The organism is Silanimonas sp. (assembly GCF_027531545.1).
GTDB lineage: Bacteria > Pseudomonadota > Gammaproteobacteria > Xanthomonadales > Xanthomonadaceae > Silanimonas.
The window spans coordinates 23,953-42,069 of sequence record NZ_JAPZSC010000004.1; the positions used below are offsets into that span (position 1 = coordinate 23,953).

Here is an 18,117-nt window from a genome sequence, read left to right on the forward strand (position 1 = left end):
GGTCGTCGGCGTGCCGGGGTTCACTCCGGCGAGAAGAACTCGTTGCCGGTCATGTCGACCAGCTCGAGCGCACGGCCACCACCGCGGGCGACGCAGGTGAGCGGGTCGTCGGCCACGTGCACCGAGAGGCCGGTTTCCTCGGAGAGCAGCTTGTCGAGGTCCTTCAGCAGCGCGCCACCGCCGGTCAGCACGATGCCGCGCTCGGCCACGTCGGCGCAGAGCTCCGGCGGGGTCTGCTCCAGCGCCTGCTTCACCGCGGTGACGATGCCTGACAGCGGCTCGTGCAAGGCCTCCAGCACCTCGGCCGAGGTGATGGTGATGTTGCGCGGCACGCCCTCGGCGAGGTTGCGGCCGGAGACCTCCATCGAGCGGGACTCCTTCTGCGGGTAGGCGCAGCCGATTTCCAGCTTGATGCGCTCGGCCGTGGCTTCGCCGATCAGCGTGCCGTGGTTGCGGCGCACGTAATTGATGATGCCCTCGTCGAAGCGGTCGCCGCCGATGCGCACGGACTGCGCGTAGACGATGCCGTTGAGAGAGATGACCGCCACTTCGGTGGTGCCGCCGCCGACGTCGATGACCATCGAACCCGAAGCCTCGCCCACCGGGATCCCGGCGCCGATCGCGGCGGCCATGGGCTCTTCGATAAGGAATACATCGCGGGCGCCAGCCTCGAGGGCCGACTCCTTGATGGCGCGGCGCTCGACCTGGGTCGAGCCGCAGGGCACGCAGATCAGCACGCGGGGGCTGGGGCGGAGCAGGCGGCTGGTGTGCACCTTGCGGATGAAGTGCTTGAGCATCTCTTCCGTGTAGGTGAAGTCGGCGATCACGCCGTCCTTCATCGGCCGGATGGTCATGATGTTGCCCGGCGTGCGGCCCAGCATGCGCTTGGCCTCGGCGCCGACGGCCGCCACCGACTTGGCCGAGCCCACGCCGCGGTCCTGGCGGACGGCGACGACGGACGGCTCGTTGAGGACGATGCCCTGCCCACGGACGTAGATCAGGGTGTTGGCCGTGCCGAGGTCGATCGACAGGTCGTTGGAGAACAGACCGCGGAGCTTCTTGAACATCGGGGATCGGGCCGGAAAGTCGCTGGAAACAAGCTAACAAGGGTAACAACCGCGCACCCTGCCCCACAAGGAAAAAGCCCGTTAATGCGGGTATCCTTCGCGGCCCGCCCGGCCGCTACCGGGCACCGCGCGGTACCCGTCATCCGGCCGGGTCGCGCTTTCGACGACCCCTGAGGACCGATCCGATGACTGCTGCCCTGATCTGCGGCTCGCTGGCCTACGACACCATCATGGTGTTCCAGGACCAGTTCAAGAACCACATCCTGCCGGACAAGGTGCACATCCTGAATGTGTCCTTCCTCGTCCCGCGGATGCGCCGCGAGTTCGGCGGCTGCGCCGGCAACATCGCCTACAACCTGCATCTTCTGGGCGGAAAGCCGCTGCCTATGGCCACCGTCGGCGCCGATTTCGCCCCCTACCGGGCCCACTTCAGCGACCTCGGCATCCCCCTGACCCATGTGAAGGAGATCGCCGACCTCTACACGGCGCAGGCCTTCATCACCACCGACCTCGACGACAACCAGATCACCGCCTTCCATCCCGGGGCCATGATGCGCAGCTACGAAAACCACGTGCGCGACGTGCCGGGCGTGGGCTTCGGCATCGTCGGGCCGGATGGCTACGAGGCCATGCTGCAGAACTGCACCGAGTTCGCCGAGTGCGGCATCCCCTTCATCTTCGACCCCGGCCAGGCCATGCCGCTCTACAACGGCGAGGAACTGCGCCGGATGATCGACCAGGCGACCTACGTGACGGTGAACGACTACGAGTCGAGCCTGCTGCAGGAGCGCACCGGCTGGTCGGCCGAGGTCATCGCCAGCAAGGTGAAAGCCTACTTCATCACCCGTGGCCCGAAGGGCTCCGAGGTGCACACCCCGGACGGGATGATCCACATCCCCTCGGCCACCGCCATGCGGGTCGTGGACCCCACCGGCTGCGGCGACGCCTACCGCGCCGGCCTGATCTTCGGCTTCATGAACAACCTGGACCTGGCCACCACCGGCCGCATCGCCAGCCTGATGGGCGCCCTGAAGATCGAGCACCTGGGCCCGCAGAACCAGCGCTTCGACTACGCCCAGTTCGCCGAGCAGTTCCGCCAGCAGTTCGGCTACGCGCTCTGAAGGCCCGCTGAGCCGCGCGAGCGGCCAGTGCAAGCCCCCTTGACAGAGCCGTCAACACCCGCCGCCCCCGGCGAGTGTTTCTTTTTCAATCAACCACTTGGCAGGCCGCGCGAGCATCGCGGGCATTCCCCGCGGCACGGCACTGGACTTGAAGTGAAGGAAGTATTAAACGTTGTCTCTGGTCACACGGCCTGCACAGCGTTTTGACCGGGCGTCGACGCGGCAGCGCTCGTCTGCCAGCCCTCCTTCATTATCGACCAGCAAGGACTACAACCCCATGACGCAACGTAACCCGCTCGCCGCAAGCGTTCAGCGCGCGCTGGTGCTCGGCATCGCCGGCGCCGCCGCCATAAGCGCTCCGACCTTCGCGCAGACCGCCCCCGCCGGCGAAGAAGCCCAGACCCTCGACACGATCGTCGTCACCGGTAGCCGCATCCGCCGCGTCGACGCCGAGACCGCCACCCCGGTCTTCACGATCGACCGCTCCGCGATCGAGCGCACGGGTGCGGCCACCATCGGTGACTTCCTGCAGGACATCCCGGCGATCTCCGGCGCGGCCACCAACCCCTCCGTGAACAACGGCGGCGGCACCGGCGCGGCCACCGTCTCCCTGCGCGGCATCGGTGACGAGCGCACGCTGACGCTGCTCAACGGCCGCCGGATGGTCTACAACGACATCAACTCGATCCCGATGGCCGCCATCGCGCGCGTCGAAGTGCTGAAGGGCGGCGCCTCGGCCATCTACGGCACCGACGCCATCGGCGGCGTCGTCAACTTCATCCTTAAGCGTGACTTCGACGGCGGCGAGCTGTCGGTCGGCTACGGCCAGTCAAGCGAAGGCGATGCCGAGCGCACCACCGGCAACGTGACCTACGGCTGGTCGGGCGAACGCGGCAGCGTGCTGCTCAACCTCAACTACAACGACCAGCGCGAGGTGCTCGCCGCGGACCGCGAGTACTCGCGCAACGCCCTGACCCTGTACTCCGGCACGGTCACCGTCGGCGGCTCGAGCCGCACCACCACGGGCCGCTATTCGGTGCCTCGCACCAATGCCGCCGCGAACGGCATCAACTGCGCCGGCACCGGCGCCACCGTCGCGCTGACCCGCATCGCCGGCCGCCCCGGCACGCAGTGGTCCGACTTCCGCTGCTTCAACAACGCCACCGACCTGTTCAACTACCAGGCCGTCGGCAACCTGCAGCTGACGCCGCAGGAGCGCGCCGGCGCGTTCTTCTCCGGCCGCTTCAACATCAATGACAACGTCACGGCCTACGCCGAGCTCTACAACCAGAGCACCCGCGCCTACGGCCAGATCGCCCCGCTGCCGTTCGACGCCCGCCCCGGCCAGGACGAAGTGACGATCTCCCCCAACAGCGTGTTCTGGCCCTTCGCGGGCCTGTCCGGCGGGCTCGTCGGCAACGACCTGCGCCTGCGCCTGTCGGCCATCGGCAACCGTCGCTTCTCGTACAACACCGACGTCACCCAGATCTCGACCGGCTTCGAAGGCGCGATCGGCGACAGCTCGTGGTCGTACGACGTCGGCATGACCTACGGCAAGCTCGAGCAGAACGCCCTGTCCACCGGCTACCTGTTCACGCCGGCCCTCGCCAGCGCCCTCGGCCCGTCCTTCCGTGATTCGACCGGTGCGCTGCGCTGCGGCACCCCGGCGGCGCCGATCGCCAACTGCACCCCCGTCAACTTCTTCGGCGACCTGTCCTCGGCGGCCGACCAGGCGGCGCTGGCGCGCATTTCGTCGCCGTCGATCAACAAGACCGACGAGACGCTGAAGAACTTCTACGCCAACACCTCGGGCGACCTGTTCGAGCTGCCGGCCGGCATGGTTGGCGGCGCGTTCGGCGTCGAGTACCGCGAGGAGTCCTCGGCGTTCGAGCCGAGCTTCCTGGCCGTCGTCGACCCCACCAACTACACCTGCCTCATCTCGTCGGAAGCCTGCACCACGCGCGCCGTCGGCGAGTTCGACGTGACGGAGATCTACGGCGAAGTGCTGTTCCCGCTGCTCGCCGACGCTCCGCTAGCGCAGAGCCTGAACGCCATCGCCGGTGCCCGCTGGTCGGATTACTCGACCTTCGGCAGCACGACCAACTGGAAGGTCGGCCTCGAGTGGCGTCCGATCGACGGCCTGCTGGTCCGCGGCACCGTCGACAAGGTGTTCCGCGCCCCGACGATCGACGACCTGTTCCAGGGTGATTCGGCGTCGTCGGACAGCTTCTCCGACCCCTGCAACCGCTGGCGCGGTGCGCCGGTCGGCAGCCCGCAGCGCCTCGCTTGCGCGAACGTCCCGACCGACGGCACGTTCAACCAGACCGACACGCAGCTCTCGGCGATCAAGGGCGGCAACTCGACCCTGCAGCCGGAAGAAGGCAAGGTGTTCACGTACGGCGTGATCTACGATCCGAGCTGGCTGGAGGGTGCGTCGGTCTCGGTCGACCTGTGGCGCATCTATCTGAACGACACGATCGGCACGGTCGGTACGCAGACCATCCTGAACAACTGCTTCAATAACGGGCAGTTCTGCAACCTGTTCTCGCGCAACGCGTCGGGCGAGATCCTCCGCCTGTTCGACCGCAACGCCAACGTTGGCCGTACCGACACCAAGGGCGTGGACTTCGGCCTGAAGTACCGCCTCGAGGACACCGCGTTCGGCAGCTTCCAGTTCTCGCTCGACACGACCTACACCGCGCAGTACGATGTCAAGACGATCGTGCTCGGCCAGGTGGTCGCCCAGCAGTACCTCGCGGGCACCTTCCTGTCCTCGGCCAACGGCGGCCTCGGCAACTACAGCCGCGTCCGTTCGCTGGGCTCGCTGGGCTGGTCGATGGGCGATTGGGAAGCGCAGTGGACCTCGCGCTACATCAGCGGGTTCAGCGTCGGCGCAATCTTCCCGAACACCCGCACCAATGTCTGCGCCGACCTCGGCCTCGCCATCACTGCGGGCGGCACGCCGGGCTGCCAGTTCGATCGCGGTTCGCAGACCTACCACAACCTGCAGGTCGGCTATAACGTCGAGGCATGGAACACGAAGTTCCAGATCGGCGTCGACAACGCGTTCGACAAGCAGCCGCCGATCATCTACCAGAACAACTCGCTCAACGGTAATACCGACGAGCGCACGTTCGACACCGTGGGCCGCTACTACTGGGCGACGGCGACCGTGAAGTTCTGATCGGCGATCAGCGGCAGTGAATGAAAACCGCGCGGGGCGACCCGCGCGGTTTTTCTTTGCGCGTCAGTCGAGGGAATAGCCGAAGCGTTCGACCCACGGCGCGAGCAGGTCGAGCGTCTCGCCGTCGAACCACGGCCGCCAGGCCTGCCAGCGGCCGACCGCGCGACGGTTCACCGGCTGAACCACCTGCGTGTAGCTCGGCGTGCTGATGACGCCGCGCGACTTCGCCCGCTCGGTGAAGCCAAGCAGCTCGTCACGCCAGTCGAGGCCGAGGAAGGCGAACAGCCGGCGGCCTTCCCCCGCCACGTCGGCGACGAGGTCTTCGTAGCGCAGCACGTGGGTGGGCACGCCGATGGCGTCGCGGAAATCGAAATACGTGCGGAACACGCGGTCGTACATCCGCGCCGTGCTCTTCAGCGTCTCGAAGGTCACCGCGAAGGCGGGCGCGCGGAAGTTCTGCATCCAGCAGGAGACGACGACGTCGCAGGGGTGGCGCAGCGCCAGCACGGCCTGGGCGTCGGGGAACAGCGCCGCCACCAGCGGCAGGCGGACGAGGTAGAGGGGATTCTTGTCGACCGGGCGCCGAGCCGCGAGATCCGGCCGCTGCCTCTGCACGTCCGCGAAGTACTGGGCGCGGAAGTCGCGGCGATGCGCCGCGGGGAGGTCGACCAGGCCGCCCGGATAGCCGGCCGGCGAAGCGTTCATGCGGGTCACGAGGCGCTGCAGGAAGGGCTGCTCGTCGAAGGAGGCGAGGGCCGGATGCGCATCGAGCAACTGCTCGAGCAGCGTCGTCCCCGAACGGGGGAAGCCGACGACGAACAGCGGATCGCGATGGCCGTCGTCGGCCCCCTCGCGAACGCCGGTGCGGAACGCCGGCACGGCGCGATCCAACGCGGCGAGGAGCCCATCCTCGCGCATCAGATTCGGATGCGCGGCGTTGACGTGCGCGAGGCGCTCCGCGTGGCCGAGGGAGAAGGCCGAGAAGGCCGCGGCGTGGTCACGCATTTCCACGCAGGCCTTGCCCAGCTCGAAGCGGAGGTTCGTGCGCAAGGCGGGATCACGCGGCGGATCGACGAGGACGGCCTCGAACAGCGCCCGGGCGACCTCGGGGCGGCCGCGGCGGGCGGCCAGCCGCGCGTCGAGCTGCGCCAGCGCGCTTCCGACGTCCGGCACGGCGCGCGCGCGCGCCTCGTCCACCCGCGCGCGTACCGCCTCGGCCTCGTCCAGCCGGTTGTGGCGCTCATGACAGGTCGAAAGCCCGATCAGTGCGCCGGGATGCCCCGGGTCTTCCACCAGCAGGGCCTCGAAGGCGCGCTGCGCGTCCGCGTAATTCGCGAGGTTGAGCTGGATCTCGGCGGCCTCGACGCGGAGGTCGAAGGGCAGGGCCGACGAGCGCAGCGATGCCAAGGTCGCAGCCGCCTGGTCGGTTTCGTCCATCGCGAACAGCACGCGCGCGCGGAACAGAAGGAATTCCGGGTCGAGCGCTTCGAGCGCAAGGGCGCGGTCGATGCAGGTCAGGGCCGGCAGCGGCCGGCCGTTCGCCAGCTCCGCACGCGCCAGCGCATAGAAGAGCGCAGCACTGCGGTCGCCCCGCTTGAAAGCCTGCTGCAGCGGCGGCAGTGCGTCGGCCTCGCGGCCGAGCTCGCACAGCGCGTTACCGAGATTCGACCAGTGCTCGGGCACCTGCGGCTGCCGCGCCACCAGTGCCTCGAACAGCGGCAAGGCTTCGGCGGCACGGCGCTGCTGGGCCAAGGCCAGCGCAAGGACGACCACGGCATCCACGGACGCCGTCAGGGGGTCGCTCGCTCCGGCGATCGCGAGGACACGGCGGGCCCGCGACTCGGCTCCGGTCGCATCGCCCTGTCCGAGCGCTTCGAAGGCCGCCTGAAGCGCCGCTTCCGCGGTCTGCGCCTCGTTGCTCTGGCCTGTGGCCATCCGGGCTCCTTGTCTATGATTCGCCTGCGGCGGCGCGCCGCATCGTAAAGGATTCCCGTGACACCGGCTTCCGATCCGCGTGACCGCCTGTCGCGCTTCGTGCAGGTCTTCGACGACGCCCTGCCCCTGCCCGTGTGCCAACAGCTGGTGCGGGGTTTCGAAGCCCTCGGCGAGCAGCAGGTGGCCAATGGCCGCCATCGTCGCGATTGGCTGGCGGGCAGCGCCTGGACCGAACTCGACATCGGGCCGCTGTCCGACGCCGCCTTCCGCGAGTCGCTGCTCGACGGCATGCACCATTTCCTGGCGCGCTACAACGCCGCGCTCGGGCTGACGCTGCCGGTGCCGGCCACGACCAAGACCAGCGAGTGGATCCTGAAGCGCTACCGGAACGACGGCGACGAACGCTTCCAGCCGCATTTCGATTCGGTGGGGCCGGTCGCGAACCGCTACCTCGTGTTCCTCTGGTACTTGAACGACGTGGCGGACGGCGGCGAAACCGCCTTCGTCGACCTCGATCTTGCGGTCAGGCCGAAGGCGGGGCGCCTCGTCGTCTTCCCGCCGTACTGGATGTTCCAGCACGAGGGCCGCCCGCCGATCAGCGGCGACAAGTACATTCTCTCCACCTACTTGCTGTTCTGAAGGCCGCGTCGCGATGAGCCACCCCACCCTCGCCGCGTTGGCGCGTGCCGTGTACGAGCTGTCCGGCGACCTGCGGGCCTTCGGCCCAGAGGCGGACGCGGCGCTGGGCGGCACCGGAGCGGCGGACGCGCACGTGCGCGATCTGCTCGCGCAAGTGCACGACCTGCGACAAGCGCTGTCGGCGACGCGGCCGGCCTGGCTCGCCGCGCAGCGCGCGCGACTGGGCCTCGATGCCAACGCCCGCGGCCTGAAGCTGCACATCGGCTGCGGCGCCCACGAGCTGCCCGGCTGGGTGAACCTCGACGTGCATCCGGCCCCGTTGTGCTGGAACGTCCAGTGGGGCCTGCCGTTCGCCGACGGGGCAGCCAGCCACGTGTTTGTCTCGCACCTGTTCGAACACCTGTTCTTCCCGCACGACGCGATGGCCTTCCTCGCCGAGCTGAAGCGCGTGCTCGCGCCGGGCGGCCGCGTGCGCCTCGTGGTGCCCGACGTGCGCCAGCTGATTGACGCCTACCAGCGCGGCGACCGGGCCTTCTTCGCGAAACGGGCCGCGCATTGGGCGAACGCCCACGGAGAGGGTCCGCTGCTGGCCCAGTTCCTCAACTACGCCGGCGCCGGCCCGGATCCGGGCTACCTCTTCGAGGCGCACAAGTTCGGCTACGACTTCGAAACGCTGTCGCACCTGCTGCGCGAAGCCGGCTTCGAAAGCGTCGTGCGCAGTGGCTACATGGCCAGCGACGACCCGGCACTCCGCCTCGACGACCAGAGCGCCGTGGCCGGTGCCACGCACGAGGGCGGCCACTACTCGCTGTTCGTCGAAGCGCTCGCGCCGGCCGCTCCCGCCATCCCCATGCCGACACCCGCGCACGAGGCTCGCCGCCGCGGCGTGGTGCTGAGGGCGGAACGACGCCTCGAGGAGGCCGAAGCCGCGTTCCGCGAAGCCATCCGCCTCGATGCCCAGATGCCGGCCGCGCACCTTCAGCTCGGCCAGCTGCTGGAATCCAGCGGTCGAGCCACCGAGGCGGTCGGCGCCTACTTCAGGGCACTGATGATCGCGCAGGGGCGCGGGCTCTGGCTCGATGAAGCGAGCACGCCGCCCGGTCTCCGCGCCGACGTCCTCCATGCGATGGCCGTCGTGCGGGAGCAGCGGGTTCCGGTGCTGATGGGCCTGATGGAACCCCTCGAAGCCCGCTTCGGACGCGAGGCGATGACGCGCGTCCGCGCCGGTCTCGCCCACCACCTCGGCGCCGAGGCGCATCCGCCGCAGGACGCACGCCAAGCGCCGCGCTTCCTCCACATCCCGGGCCTGCCCGCCACGCCCTGGTTCGACCGGGGGCTGTTTCCGTGGCTGCCCGCACTTGAAGCCGCATTTGCAGCGATGCGCGAGGAAGCGATGGCAGTGCTCGCCCAACGCGACGGCGTGCGGCCGTTCCTGCAGGCACCGGACGGCACCTCGCTCGAACCCTACCTGGGCGGCGATCAGGCGCGTTGGGACGCGTACTTCTTCTACCGCGACGGCCAGCACCATGCCGATGCCGCGCAGCAGGCTCCGCGGACGGCCGCAGCGCTCGAAACGCTGCCGCTCGTGCGGATCCATGAACACGCCCCGGAGATCTGCTTCTCGATCCTCGCGCCCGGGACCCACATCAAGCCGCACTACGGCGTCACCAACTCGCGCGTCGTGGTGCACCTGCCGCTGGTGGTGCCGGACGGCTGCACGTTGACGGTGGGCGGCGACGAGCGGCACTGGCGCGAAGGCGAGGCCTGGGCGTTCGACGACACCTTCCTGCACGAGGCGCGCAATGCGAGCGGCGACACCCGAGTGATCCTGCTGATGGACGCATGGAACCCGCACCTCACAGAGGCCGAGCGCGTCGCGGTCAAGGCCATCGTCGAGGGCATCGGCGACTTCAACCGCGGCTGATCCGCCCCGCGCCGGGCGTCAGGACCCCAACAACGCGCGCTCCGCCGAGGTGAGCATCCGCCACGTTCCGGGGTCCAGCCGCAGCGCGTCGAGCGTGAGCCCGCCGATCGCCTCGCGATGCAGGGTGGCCACGGCATTGCCGGTGGCCGCGAACATCCGCCGCACTTGGTGGTATCGGCCCTCGTGCAACGTGAGCCGCGCCTCGCGCGGTCCCAGCACTTCGAACTCCGCCGGCAACAGCGGTTTGTGTTCGCCCTCCAGCATCAAGGTGCCGGCAGCGAACAGCGCGGCCTCGTTGCCACGCAGGTCTTCGGCCAACGTGGCGCGATACACCTTGGGCTGGTGGTACTTCGGGCTGGTGAGGCGATGCAGCAACTGGCCATCATCGGTGAACAGCAGCAGTCCCGAGGTGTCCTTGTCGAGCCGCCCCACCGGCGAAACGATCGGATCGCGCGCCTTCCAGCGCGGCGGCAGCAGGTCGTAGACGAGGCGGCCGGGGTCCTTCGTCGAACAGGTGACGCCGACCGGCTTGTGCAGCACGGCGAGCAGGCCCGGCGGCGCATCCAGCGCCTCGCCATCGAAGCGGATGGCCGCATGCGGTAGGCGATGCCCGCCGCGCGACGGCGCGCCTTCGCCGACTTCGTCGTCGACGTACAGCGCTTCGCGTTCCGCGTCGGTGATGCGGCCCTCGGCGATCAGCGCTTCCACCTCGCGACGCGTGCCGTAGCCCAGCGACTGCAGGTACTGCCGCAGCTTCACCGCCTTGCCGCTCACGGCTTGGGCTCCCACGCGCGATACACCTTGAAGCCGCCCTGCTCGGCCAGAGCCTCGCCGCGGCCGAAGACCGTTCGCAGTTCGTCCTCGTAGGGCAGGTGGCGGTTGGCCACCAGAAGCAGCTGGCCGTCCTTCGCCAAGGCCCGCGCCGCGGCGGCGATAAAGGCGCGGCCGAGCGCCGGCACGCTGCGGCTGCCCACGTGGAACGGCGGATTGCAGACAACGGCGTCGAAGCGCGGGCGGCCGTCCGAAAGCACGCCGGCCGACACGTCATGCCAGTGGATGCCGACCGGCACGCGCGCGCCGGCGAGGTTGCGCCGGGCCAGATCGACGGCGCGGGCCTCGGCTTCAAACAGCTCGAGCGTGGTCACCGCCGGACAGCGCTCAAGCACCGCCAGCGAGAGCAGCCCGCTGCCGGCGCCGAGGTCGGCGACGCGGCCGCGCAGGTCCTTGGGCAGGTGTTCGATCAGCAGGGCCGAGCCGCCATCGAGCCGCCCTTCGTTGAACACGCCCGGTCGCTGCCAGAGGCCGGTGGTCGCATCGCGGCGCGGCGCATCGGCGGCGAGCCATGCCTCGGCCAAGGCTTTGTCGAACGCACCGGCGCCGGGCGCCATCCGCACCCAGAATGCGCGGCCGTGGTGCTTGCTCAGGCTGCCGGAGAGCGGCACCAGGAGCGCGAGGTCCTTCTCGAAACTTCGCGCGCCCTCGTCGTTATGCGCCGCGGCCAGCAGCAGGCCACCGGCGGCTTCAAGCCGAGCCACGCCTCGCGCAAGCAAGCCGCGGCCGACTTCGCGGCTGCGCGGCAGCAGCACCAGGATGACGGTCGGCGAAGGCGCGGGGGCAAGGACGGCACCCACGCCTTCGACGCCACTCTCCACCGCCCAGCCGCGCGCCACGATCGCATCGGAAACGAAGCGGACCCCCTGCTCGCAGCGCGAGGGCGCATGCGGCAGCGTGGCGGCCGCGTCGGCGCCCCAGAACTCGAGCTCGCCGGAGGGAAGGGGAAGCAGCCGCCCGAGGGCGGCTTCCATGGTGCGCAGGGCGGGATGGGACGACATGCCCGCCAGTGTAGCGAGCGCCGCTCAGGCGCCGGGGCCCTTCAGGGTCTCGTGCAGCTGCACCGGCGCGGCGCTGACCTTGCGGTAGCGGATGTTCAGCAGCTCGATGAACACGGCGAAGGCCATCGCGAAGTACAGGTAGCCCTTCGGCACCGCCTCGCCCATGCCGTCGGCGATCAGCACCACGCCGATGAGCAGCAGGAAGGCCAGCGCGAGGATTTTCACCGTCGGGTGGCGCTGCACGAACTCGTGGATCGCCTTGGCCAGGAACACCATTACCGCGGTCGCCACGAGGATGGCGATCACCATGATGCTGACGTGCTCGGTCATGCCCACGGCGGTGAGGATCGAATCGAGCGCGATCAGGGTGCCGAGCGCCATCCACGCTTCGGGGGACGCCAACCACTCGAACATCTGGATCTCCTCGCTGCCGATGTCCCGCCGAGACTAGCGCAGGCCGATGGCGCCCGCGCGACGGGCGGCAATGAAGGACTTCACCATGAGCGCGAGCAGCGTGGCCGACAGCACCAGCATGCCGAGGTTGACGCCCAGCGCCAGCGGGCTCATGCGCGCGGCGCGGATCACCAGCGCCGCGGCCGGTGCCAAGGCCCCCAGCAGCGCGACCAGCGCGGCCACGTGCATCAGGTGCTTGCGGGCGCCCTCGAAGGCCAGCGAAAGACCGGCCAGCAGGGCCAGCGCGGCACCGACGTAAGCCGGCATCAGGGCGGTGCGGCTCGGAGAACCGTCACCAGACGAGATCGCGAAAGCCCCGACGCCCAGGGCGATCAGCAGGGCGGCGAGGATCAGCGTGGTCTTGGGCATGGAAGCAGTCCGGATCAGGGCGTCGGGAGGCGCAGCCTGAGGGGCAGGCCGTCACCGTGGCGTCGTCAGGCGACGACGACGCGGTTCTTGCCTTCGGCCTTGGCCTGGTAGAGCGCTTCGTCGGCGCGACGGTAGAGCGCCGGGAACTCGGCCGGGCCACGCGCGGCCACCAGCCCGATGCTCGCGGTCAAGCCGCTCGGCGCGGATTCGATGCCCGCCAACTCCGCCGCGACGGCCAGGCGCAGCCGTTCGGCGAATCGCCTGGCCCCGTCGGCGTCGGTCAGCGGCATCAGCACCACGAACTCCTCGCCGCCGAAACGGGCCACCACGTCCTCGGCCCGCGACTCCGCGAGCAGGCGCGCGCCGACCCGGGCGATGGCGTGGTCGCCCAAGCTGTGTCCCCCTTCGTCGTTGAGACGGCGGAAGTCATCGAGGTCGATCACCGCCAGTGCCACCGGGGCGTCGCGCCGCGCCGACAGCGCAAGCAGCGGGTCGGCGAGTTCGTGGAAGCCGCGGCGGTTCAGCAGCCCGCTGAGCGGATCGCGCGAGGCCATGCTGTGGAGGTCGCGCCGCACGCGGTCGGTGGCGAGCAGGATGAAAGCGACGGTGATGCAGGTCAGCGCCAGCATGGTGGAAACCAGCAGCACCGGCACGACCAGCCCGCCCACGAGGAAACGCACCGCATCCGCCCCCTCGAAGAGCACGGTCGCCGCGCGCCAGCTCTGCGCGAGGGCGAGCATCGCGAGGCCCACCGCCATCAGCAGCGGGCCGAGGCCGGCCAGACGCGGATGCGCCCGCAGCAGGGCGTGCAGGCCCACGACCAGGCAGGCCACGTGCAACGATGCGAGCACCACCAGCCGGAATTCCGCCCATCCGGCGAGCACGGTGGCCATCGCCGCCACGGCATAGGTGCTCAGCGCGATGGCGGCGAACACCCGCTCCCGGCCCGGAAAGCCGAGGAAGCGACGGATGGCGATCGCCGTGAGCACCATCGACGGCACCCACAGCGCGTTCTGCACGAGGATGGCTTCCGTGCTCTGCGAGAAGCCCATGGCCAGCAGGGCGGCTGGCGCGGCCACGCAGACCAGCGAGGCCGTCCAGGTGCCAAGGCCGCGCGCGTTGTCGCCAAGGCCGACCCGCAGCGACAGGGCCACTACGGCGAGCAGGCCCTGCAGGAGGGCCAGCACGAACAGCAGGGTCGGTTGGTCGAGCATCGGCCTTCCCCCTCGCCTTCGACCGTCAGACGCCGATCGGGTTGGCCTTCTCGGCGTCGATGTTGAACACCTTGATCGCGCGGGCCACGTCCTTGGCGTTCATCTTGCCCTCGGCCGCGAGCGCGGCGATGGCGGCATGCGCGATGTAGTAGCGGTCGACCTCGAAGTGGCGACGCAGGTTGGCGCGGGTGTCCGAACGACCGAAGCCGTCGGTACCGAGCACCGTGTACTTCATCGGCACGAAGGCGCGGATCTGGTCGGCGAACTGGCGCACGTAGTCGGTCGCGGCAATGGCCGGGCCCTGGCGGCCTTCCAGCAGCTCGGTGACGTAGGCCTTGCGCGGCGTCTTCGCTTCCGGATGCAGGCGGTTCCAGCGCTCGGCGTCGAAGCCGTCGCGACGCAGCTCGGTGAAGCTCGGGCAGCTCCAGATGTCGGAGGACACGCCGAATTCCTTGTCGAGCAGTTCGGCCGCGAAGATGGCCTCGCGCAGGATCGTGCCCGAGCCCATCAGCTGCACGCGCAGCTCGCCCTTCTTCGGCTTGCCGGCGTCCTTCAGCAGATACATGCCCTTGATGATCCCTTCCGCGGCGCCTTCCGGCATCTCCGGGTGGGTGTAGTTCTCGTTCATCAGGGTCAGGTAGTAGTACTCGTCCACCTGCTCCGCCATCATCCGCTGCATGCCGTACTGCAGCACCACGGCCACTTCGTAGGCGAAGGTCGGGTCGTAGGGGCGGCAGTTCGGGATGTTGCCGGCCAGCAGCTGCGAATGGCCGTCCTCGTGCTGCAGGCCCTCGCCGTTCAGCGTGGTGCGGCCGGCGGTGGCGCCCAGCAGAAAGCCGCGGGCGCGCATGTCGGCGGCCTGCCAGGCCGAATCACCGATGCGCTGGAAGCCGAACATCGAGTAGAAGATGTAGAACGGCAGCATCGGCACGTTGTTCGTGCTGTAGCTGGTGGCCGCAGCCATCCAGCTCGAGAAGCTGCCCGCTTCGTTGATGCCTTCCTGCAGCACCTGGCCGGCCGTGTCCTCGCGATAGAACATCAGCTGGTCGGCGTCGACCGGCTTGTACTTCTGGCCGAACGGCGAGTAGATGCCGATCTGACGGAACAGGCCTTCCATGCCGAAGGTGCGCGCTTCGTCGCAGATGATCGGCACCGTGCGCGGGCCGATCGCCTTGTCGCGCAGGATCACGTTGAGCGCCTGCACGAAGGCCATCGTCGTGCTGATCTCGCGGTCGCCGCTGTCCTTCAGCAGGCGGTCGAAAACGGCGAGCTCCGGCACCGGCAGCGATTCGCTGGCCTTGACGCGGCGCTGCGGCAGCGAACCGCCGAGCGCGGCGCGGCGCTCCTTCAGGTACTTCACTTCCGGCGCTTCCGGGCCCGGGTGGTAGAAGGGCACCGAAGGCAGCTGCTCGTCGCTGACCGGGATGTTGAAGCGGTCGCGGAAGGCCTTCACCGCCGCGTCGTCGAGCTTCTTCTGCTGGTGGGTGATGTTGATCGACTCACCGGCCTTGCCCATGCCGTAGCCCTTCACCGTCTTGGCGAGGATCACGGTGGGCTGGCCCTTGTGGGCGGTGGCGGTGGCGTAGGCCGCGTAGACCTTGTGCGGGTCGTGGCCGCCGCGATTCAGGCGCCAGATGTCCTCGTCGGAGAGCGAGGCGACCATCTGCTTGGTCTCCTCGTACTTGCCGAAGAAGTTCTCGCGCGTGTACGCACCGCCGAAGGCCTTGCAGTTCTGGTACTCGCCGTCGACGGTCTCCATCATCAGCTTCTTCAGGACGCCGTTGGTGTCCTTGGCGAGGAGCGGGTCCCAGTAGCTGCCCCAGACCACCTTGAGCGCGTTCCAGCCGGCGCCGCGGAAGACGCCTTCCAGCTCCTGGATGATCTTGCCGTTGCCGCGCACCGGGCCGTCGAGGCGCTGCAGGTTGCAGTTGATGACGAACACGAGGTTGTCGAGGCCTTCGCGACCGGCCAGCGAGATCGCACCGAGGCTCTCGGGCTCATCGCACTCGCCGTCGCCCATGAAGCACCACACCTTGCGGTCGCTCACCGGCATCAGGCCGCGGGCTTCGAGGTACTTCCAGAAGCGCGCCTGGTAAATCGCCGCAATCGGGCCGAGGCCCATCGAGACGGTGGGCGTCTGCCAGAAGTCCGGCATCAGCCACGGGTGCGGGTAGCTCGAGATGCCCTTGCCGTCCACCTCCATGCGGAAGTGGTTGAGCTGGTCTTCCGTCAGGCGGTCTTCGAGGTACGCGCGGGCATACACGCCGGGCGAGCTGTGGCCCTGGATGAACAGCAGGTCGCCCGGATGCGATTCGTTCGGCGCGCGCCAGAAATGGTTGAAGCCGACGTCGTAGAGCGTGGCCGCCGACGCGAAGCTGGCGATGTGGCCGCCGAGTTCACCGGGCTTGCGGTTGGCGCGCACCACCATGGCCAGCGCGTTCCAGCGGATCAGCGAACGGAGCTTCCACTCCATCTGCGCATCGCCCGGCATCTTGGCTTCGAGATGCGCCGGAATGGTGTTGATGTATTCGGTGGTCGGCACGAAAGGCAGGTGCGCACCGGCGCGGCGCGTCAGCTCCACCATCCGCTCGAGGATGTGGTGCGCGCGCTCCGGACCATCGGCATCGATGACCGCCTTGATCGACTCCAGCCACTCCTGGGTCTCGGTGGGGTCGATGTCGTTTGCCAAAACGTCCTGCAGCCAGTTCATGCCTTCCCGCTCCGCGTGGAAACTAGAGCTGGAAGTCTAACAGTGGCCGGCGCGACGCCGGCGGGGCTGCATACGAATACGCGGGCGTACGGCAGGCGTCAGCGCACCACGAGCACGGGCGTGCGGCAACCCGCGAGCACCTTGCTGACCGTACTGCCCAGCAGCAGGCCGGCCAAGGCGCCGTGGCCGTGCGATCCCATCACGACCGCGTCGTACCCGCCGGCCTCCGCCTCCTCGGCCACCAGGCCTCCCGGATGGCCCACCTTCACGACTTCCCGAGCCGTGCGCCCCGCCGCGGCCAGTCGCCCGCGCGCTTCACGGAGCGCGTCGTCATGCTCATGGGCGTACTGCGCCGCCACGATCTCGGCCCCCACGGCGGCCGCGGCGCGCGGCGGCAGCGGCTGTGCAACGTGGATCAGCGTGAGCGCCGCCTGCCCGAACATGGCGGGCCGGGCGAGCACGTAGTCCAGGGCTTTCGTGCCGAAGGCGCTGCCGTCGACAGCGATGAGGACGTTCATGGGGGACTCCTTGTCGTTGGAAGGGGTGGTCACCAGAATGCCCTCGGGCGACGGGCCGCCATTTGGCGTCGATCAATTCCGGAACCGGCGTGCGGGGAAAGCAATCGCCGCCGTGGGTCGGTCCGGCAGGCCGCACGGGGTGCGCGATGGATGCATTCCGGCGATCATGGCCGCACCCCAGCCGCTCCCCGCCCACCCACGTGCCCTCCCCCCTCGTTTCCGTCGCGCTGTGCACCTGCAACGGCGAGGCCTACATCGAAGCCCAGCTGGCGTCGGTACTCGCGCAGACCCACCGCGAGCTGGAGCTGGTGGTGGTCGACGACGTCTCCAACGACCGTACCGTCGAGATCGTCGAGGAGGCGGCGCGCCGCGACCACCGCATCCAACTGCATCGGAACCCACGGCGCCTGGGCGTCAACGCCAACTTCGCGCGGGCCTTTGCGCTGTGCCGCGGCGACTTCATCGCGCCCTGCGACCAGGACGACGTGTGGTCCGCACGCAAGCTCGAAACCCTGATGGCGGCGATCGGCGACGCCGACCTCGCCTACGGCGATTCCGCCGTCGTCGATGCGGAAGGCAGGCCCACGGGACTGACCCTCGGCGGGCAGCGGCGGATGGTGCGGGGCCAGGGCAATGTGGCGCTGGCGTTCGAGAACACCGTCTCCGGCCACGCCGCGCTGTTCCGGAACACCCTGCTTCCGCAGGCCCTGCCCTTCCCCGAGGGCGTCTGGTCCGACGGCTGGCTGGCCTTCGCCGCATCGCAGCGCGCGGGCGTGGTCTACGTCGACGAAGTGATGGTCGATTTCCGCCGCCACGCTGACGCCCAGACCCGCATCGGCCATGCCCCGCGCGGCGGCGCACCGGACCGACACCAGCGTCGCGCCCGCGAGGCCCGGCAATGGCTGTCCACCTGCGCGGCGGCACTCGACGCCGCGGCGGCGCGCCCTTGGCCCTGCCGGGAGGCGGCCGGCGCGCTTTCCAAGACCCTCGACGATGCCAACGCCGGGGGGAGCACGATGCCGCTGTGGCAGGCCCTGCTGCGCCATCGGCGGGCACTCTACGGCGATGGCCCGCTCGCTGCCTTGCGGGCCCTGCGCCTTGGCGGCCGGATCCTCAGCCGCATCCGGCGGGCCCGCTCGCAGGCCTGAGCG

The 18,117-nt window shown here is 69.3% G+C and carries 14 protein-coding genes; 5 read left to right on the forward strand and 9 right to left on the reverse strand.

The features are described from left to right. Window positions 1–20 precede the first annotated feature (20 nt). On the reverse strand, window positions 21–1,067 hold the full coding sequence (locus O9280_RS03850) for a rod shape-determining protein (protein ID WP_298339006.1): 1,047 nt from the start codon (window positions 1,065–1,067) through the stop codon (window positions 21–23). Window positions 1,068–1,252: 185 nt separating this feature from the next. On the opposite strand from O9280_RS03850, the gene O9280_RS03855 reads away from it, so the two are divergent. Both O9280_RS03855 and O9280_RS03860 read left to right on the forward strand, forming a co-directional pair. Next, a complete protein-coding gene (locus O9280_RS03855) occupies window positions 1,253–2,188 on the forward strand; it encodes a carbohydrate kinase family protein (RefSeq protein WP_298339009.1) in 936 nt (311 codons plus the stop codon). Window positions 2,189–2,465: 277 nt separating this feature from the next. Continuing rightward, window positions 2,466–5,372: a TonB-dependent receptor gene (locus tag O9280_RS03860; protein WP_298339012.1), complete on the forward strand. Its 2,907-nt coding sequence runs from the start codon at window positions 2,466–2,468 to the stop codon at window positions 5,370–5,372. 63 nt (window positions 5,373–5,435) lie between these two features. Here O9280_RS03860 and O9280_RS03865 read toward each other — a convergent pair whose 3' ends face one another. Further along, window positions 5,436–7,307 carry a tetratricopeptide repeat-containing sulfotransferase family protein gene (locus O9280_RS03865; protein WP_298339015.1) on the reverse strand — a complete coding sequence of 624 codons (1,872 nt, stop codon included), beginning with the start codon at window positions 7,305–7,307 and terminating at the stop codon, window positions 5,436–5,438. 57 nt (window positions 7,308–7,364) lie between these two features. Between O9280_RS03865 and O9280_RS03870 the strand changes: the two genes are divergently transcribed. After that, window positions 7,365–7,946 (forward strand): 2OG-Fe(II) oxygenase, encoded by a 582-nt coding sequence (locus tag O9280_RS03870; RefSeq protein WP_298339018.1) that lies wholly within the window; start codon window positions 7,365–7,367, stop codon window positions 7,944–7,946. Between the two features lie 13 nt (window positions 7,947–7,959). Further along, window positions 7,960–9,870 carry an aspartyl/asparaginyl beta-hydroxylase domain-containing protein gene (locus O9280_RS03875; protein ID WP_298339022.1) on the forward strand — a complete coding sequence of 637 codons (1,911 nt, stop codon included), beginning with the start codon at window positions 7,960–7,962 and terminating at the stop codon, window positions 9,868–9,870. An 18-nt stretch (window positions 9,871–9,888) separates the two neighbouring features. Here O9280_RS03875 and O9280_RS03880 read toward each other — a convergent pair whose 3' ends face one another. The 7 genes from O9280_RS03880 to O9280_RS03910 all read right to left on the reverse strand — a co-directional run bounded on the left by O9280_RS03880 (window position 9,889) and on the right by O9280_RS03910 (window position 16,966). Further along, on the reverse strand, window positions 9,889–10,629 hold the full coding sequence (locus tag O9280_RS03880; protein WP_298339207.1) for a pseudouridine synthase: 741 nt from the start codon (window positions 10,627–10,629) through the stop codon (window positions 9,889–9,891). A gap of 11 nt (window positions 10,630–10,640) precedes the next feature. After that, window positions 10,641–11,702: a methyltransferase gene (locus O9280_RS03885; RefSeq protein WP_298339026.1), complete on the reverse strand. Its 1,062-nt coding sequence runs from the start codon at window positions 11,700–11,702 to the stop codon at window positions 10,641–10,643. A gap of 24 nt (window positions 11,703–11,726) precedes the next feature. Next, the gene (locus O9280_RS03890) at window positions 11,727–12,116 is read right to left on the reverse strand and encodes a hypothetical protein (RefSeq protein WP_298339029.1); all 390 of its coding nucleotides are present in this window, start codon (window positions 12,114–12,116) and stop codon (window positions 11,727–11,729) included. Window positions 12,117–12,149: 33 nt separating this feature from the next. Continuing rightward, window positions 12,150–12,524: a hypothetical protein gene (locus O9280_RS03895; RefSeq protein WP_297867039.1), complete on the reverse strand. Its 375-nt coding sequence runs from the start codon at window positions 12,522–12,524 to the stop codon at window positions 12,150–12,152. A 65-nt stretch (window positions 12,525–12,589) separates the two neighbouring features. Beyond that, window positions 12,590–13,738 (reverse strand): GGDEF domain-containing protein, encoded by a 1,149-nt coding sequence (locus O9280_RS03900; protein WP_298339032.1) that lies wholly within the window; start codon window positions 13,736–13,738, stop codon window positions 12,590–12,592. 25 nt (window positions 13,739–13,763) lie between these two features. After that, a complete protein-coding gene (aceE, locus tag O9280_RS03905; RefSeq protein WP_298339035.1) occupies window positions 13,764–16,448 on the reverse strand; it encodes a pyruvate dehydrogenase (acetyl-transferring), homodimeric type in 2,685 nt (894 codons plus the stop codon). Window positions 16,449–16,546: 98 nt separating this feature from the next. Then, the gene (locus O9280_RS03910; protein WP_298339037.1) at window positions 16,547–16,966 is read right to left on the reverse strand and encodes a universal stress protein; all 420 of its coding nucleotides are present in this window, start codon (window positions 16,964–16,966) and stop codon (window positions 16,547–16,549) included. A 200-nt stretch (window positions 16,967–17,166) separates the two neighbouring features. Here O9280_RS03910 and O9280_RS03915 point away from each other — a divergent pair, with 200 nt between their 5' ends. Next, window positions 17,167–18,114: a glycosyltransferase gene (locus O9280_RS03915; protein ID WP_298339040.1), complete on the forward strand. Its 948-nt coding sequence runs from the start codon at window positions 17,167–17,169 to the stop codon at window positions 18,112–18,114. The last annotated feature ends 3 nt before the right edge of the window (window positions 18,115–18,117 follow it).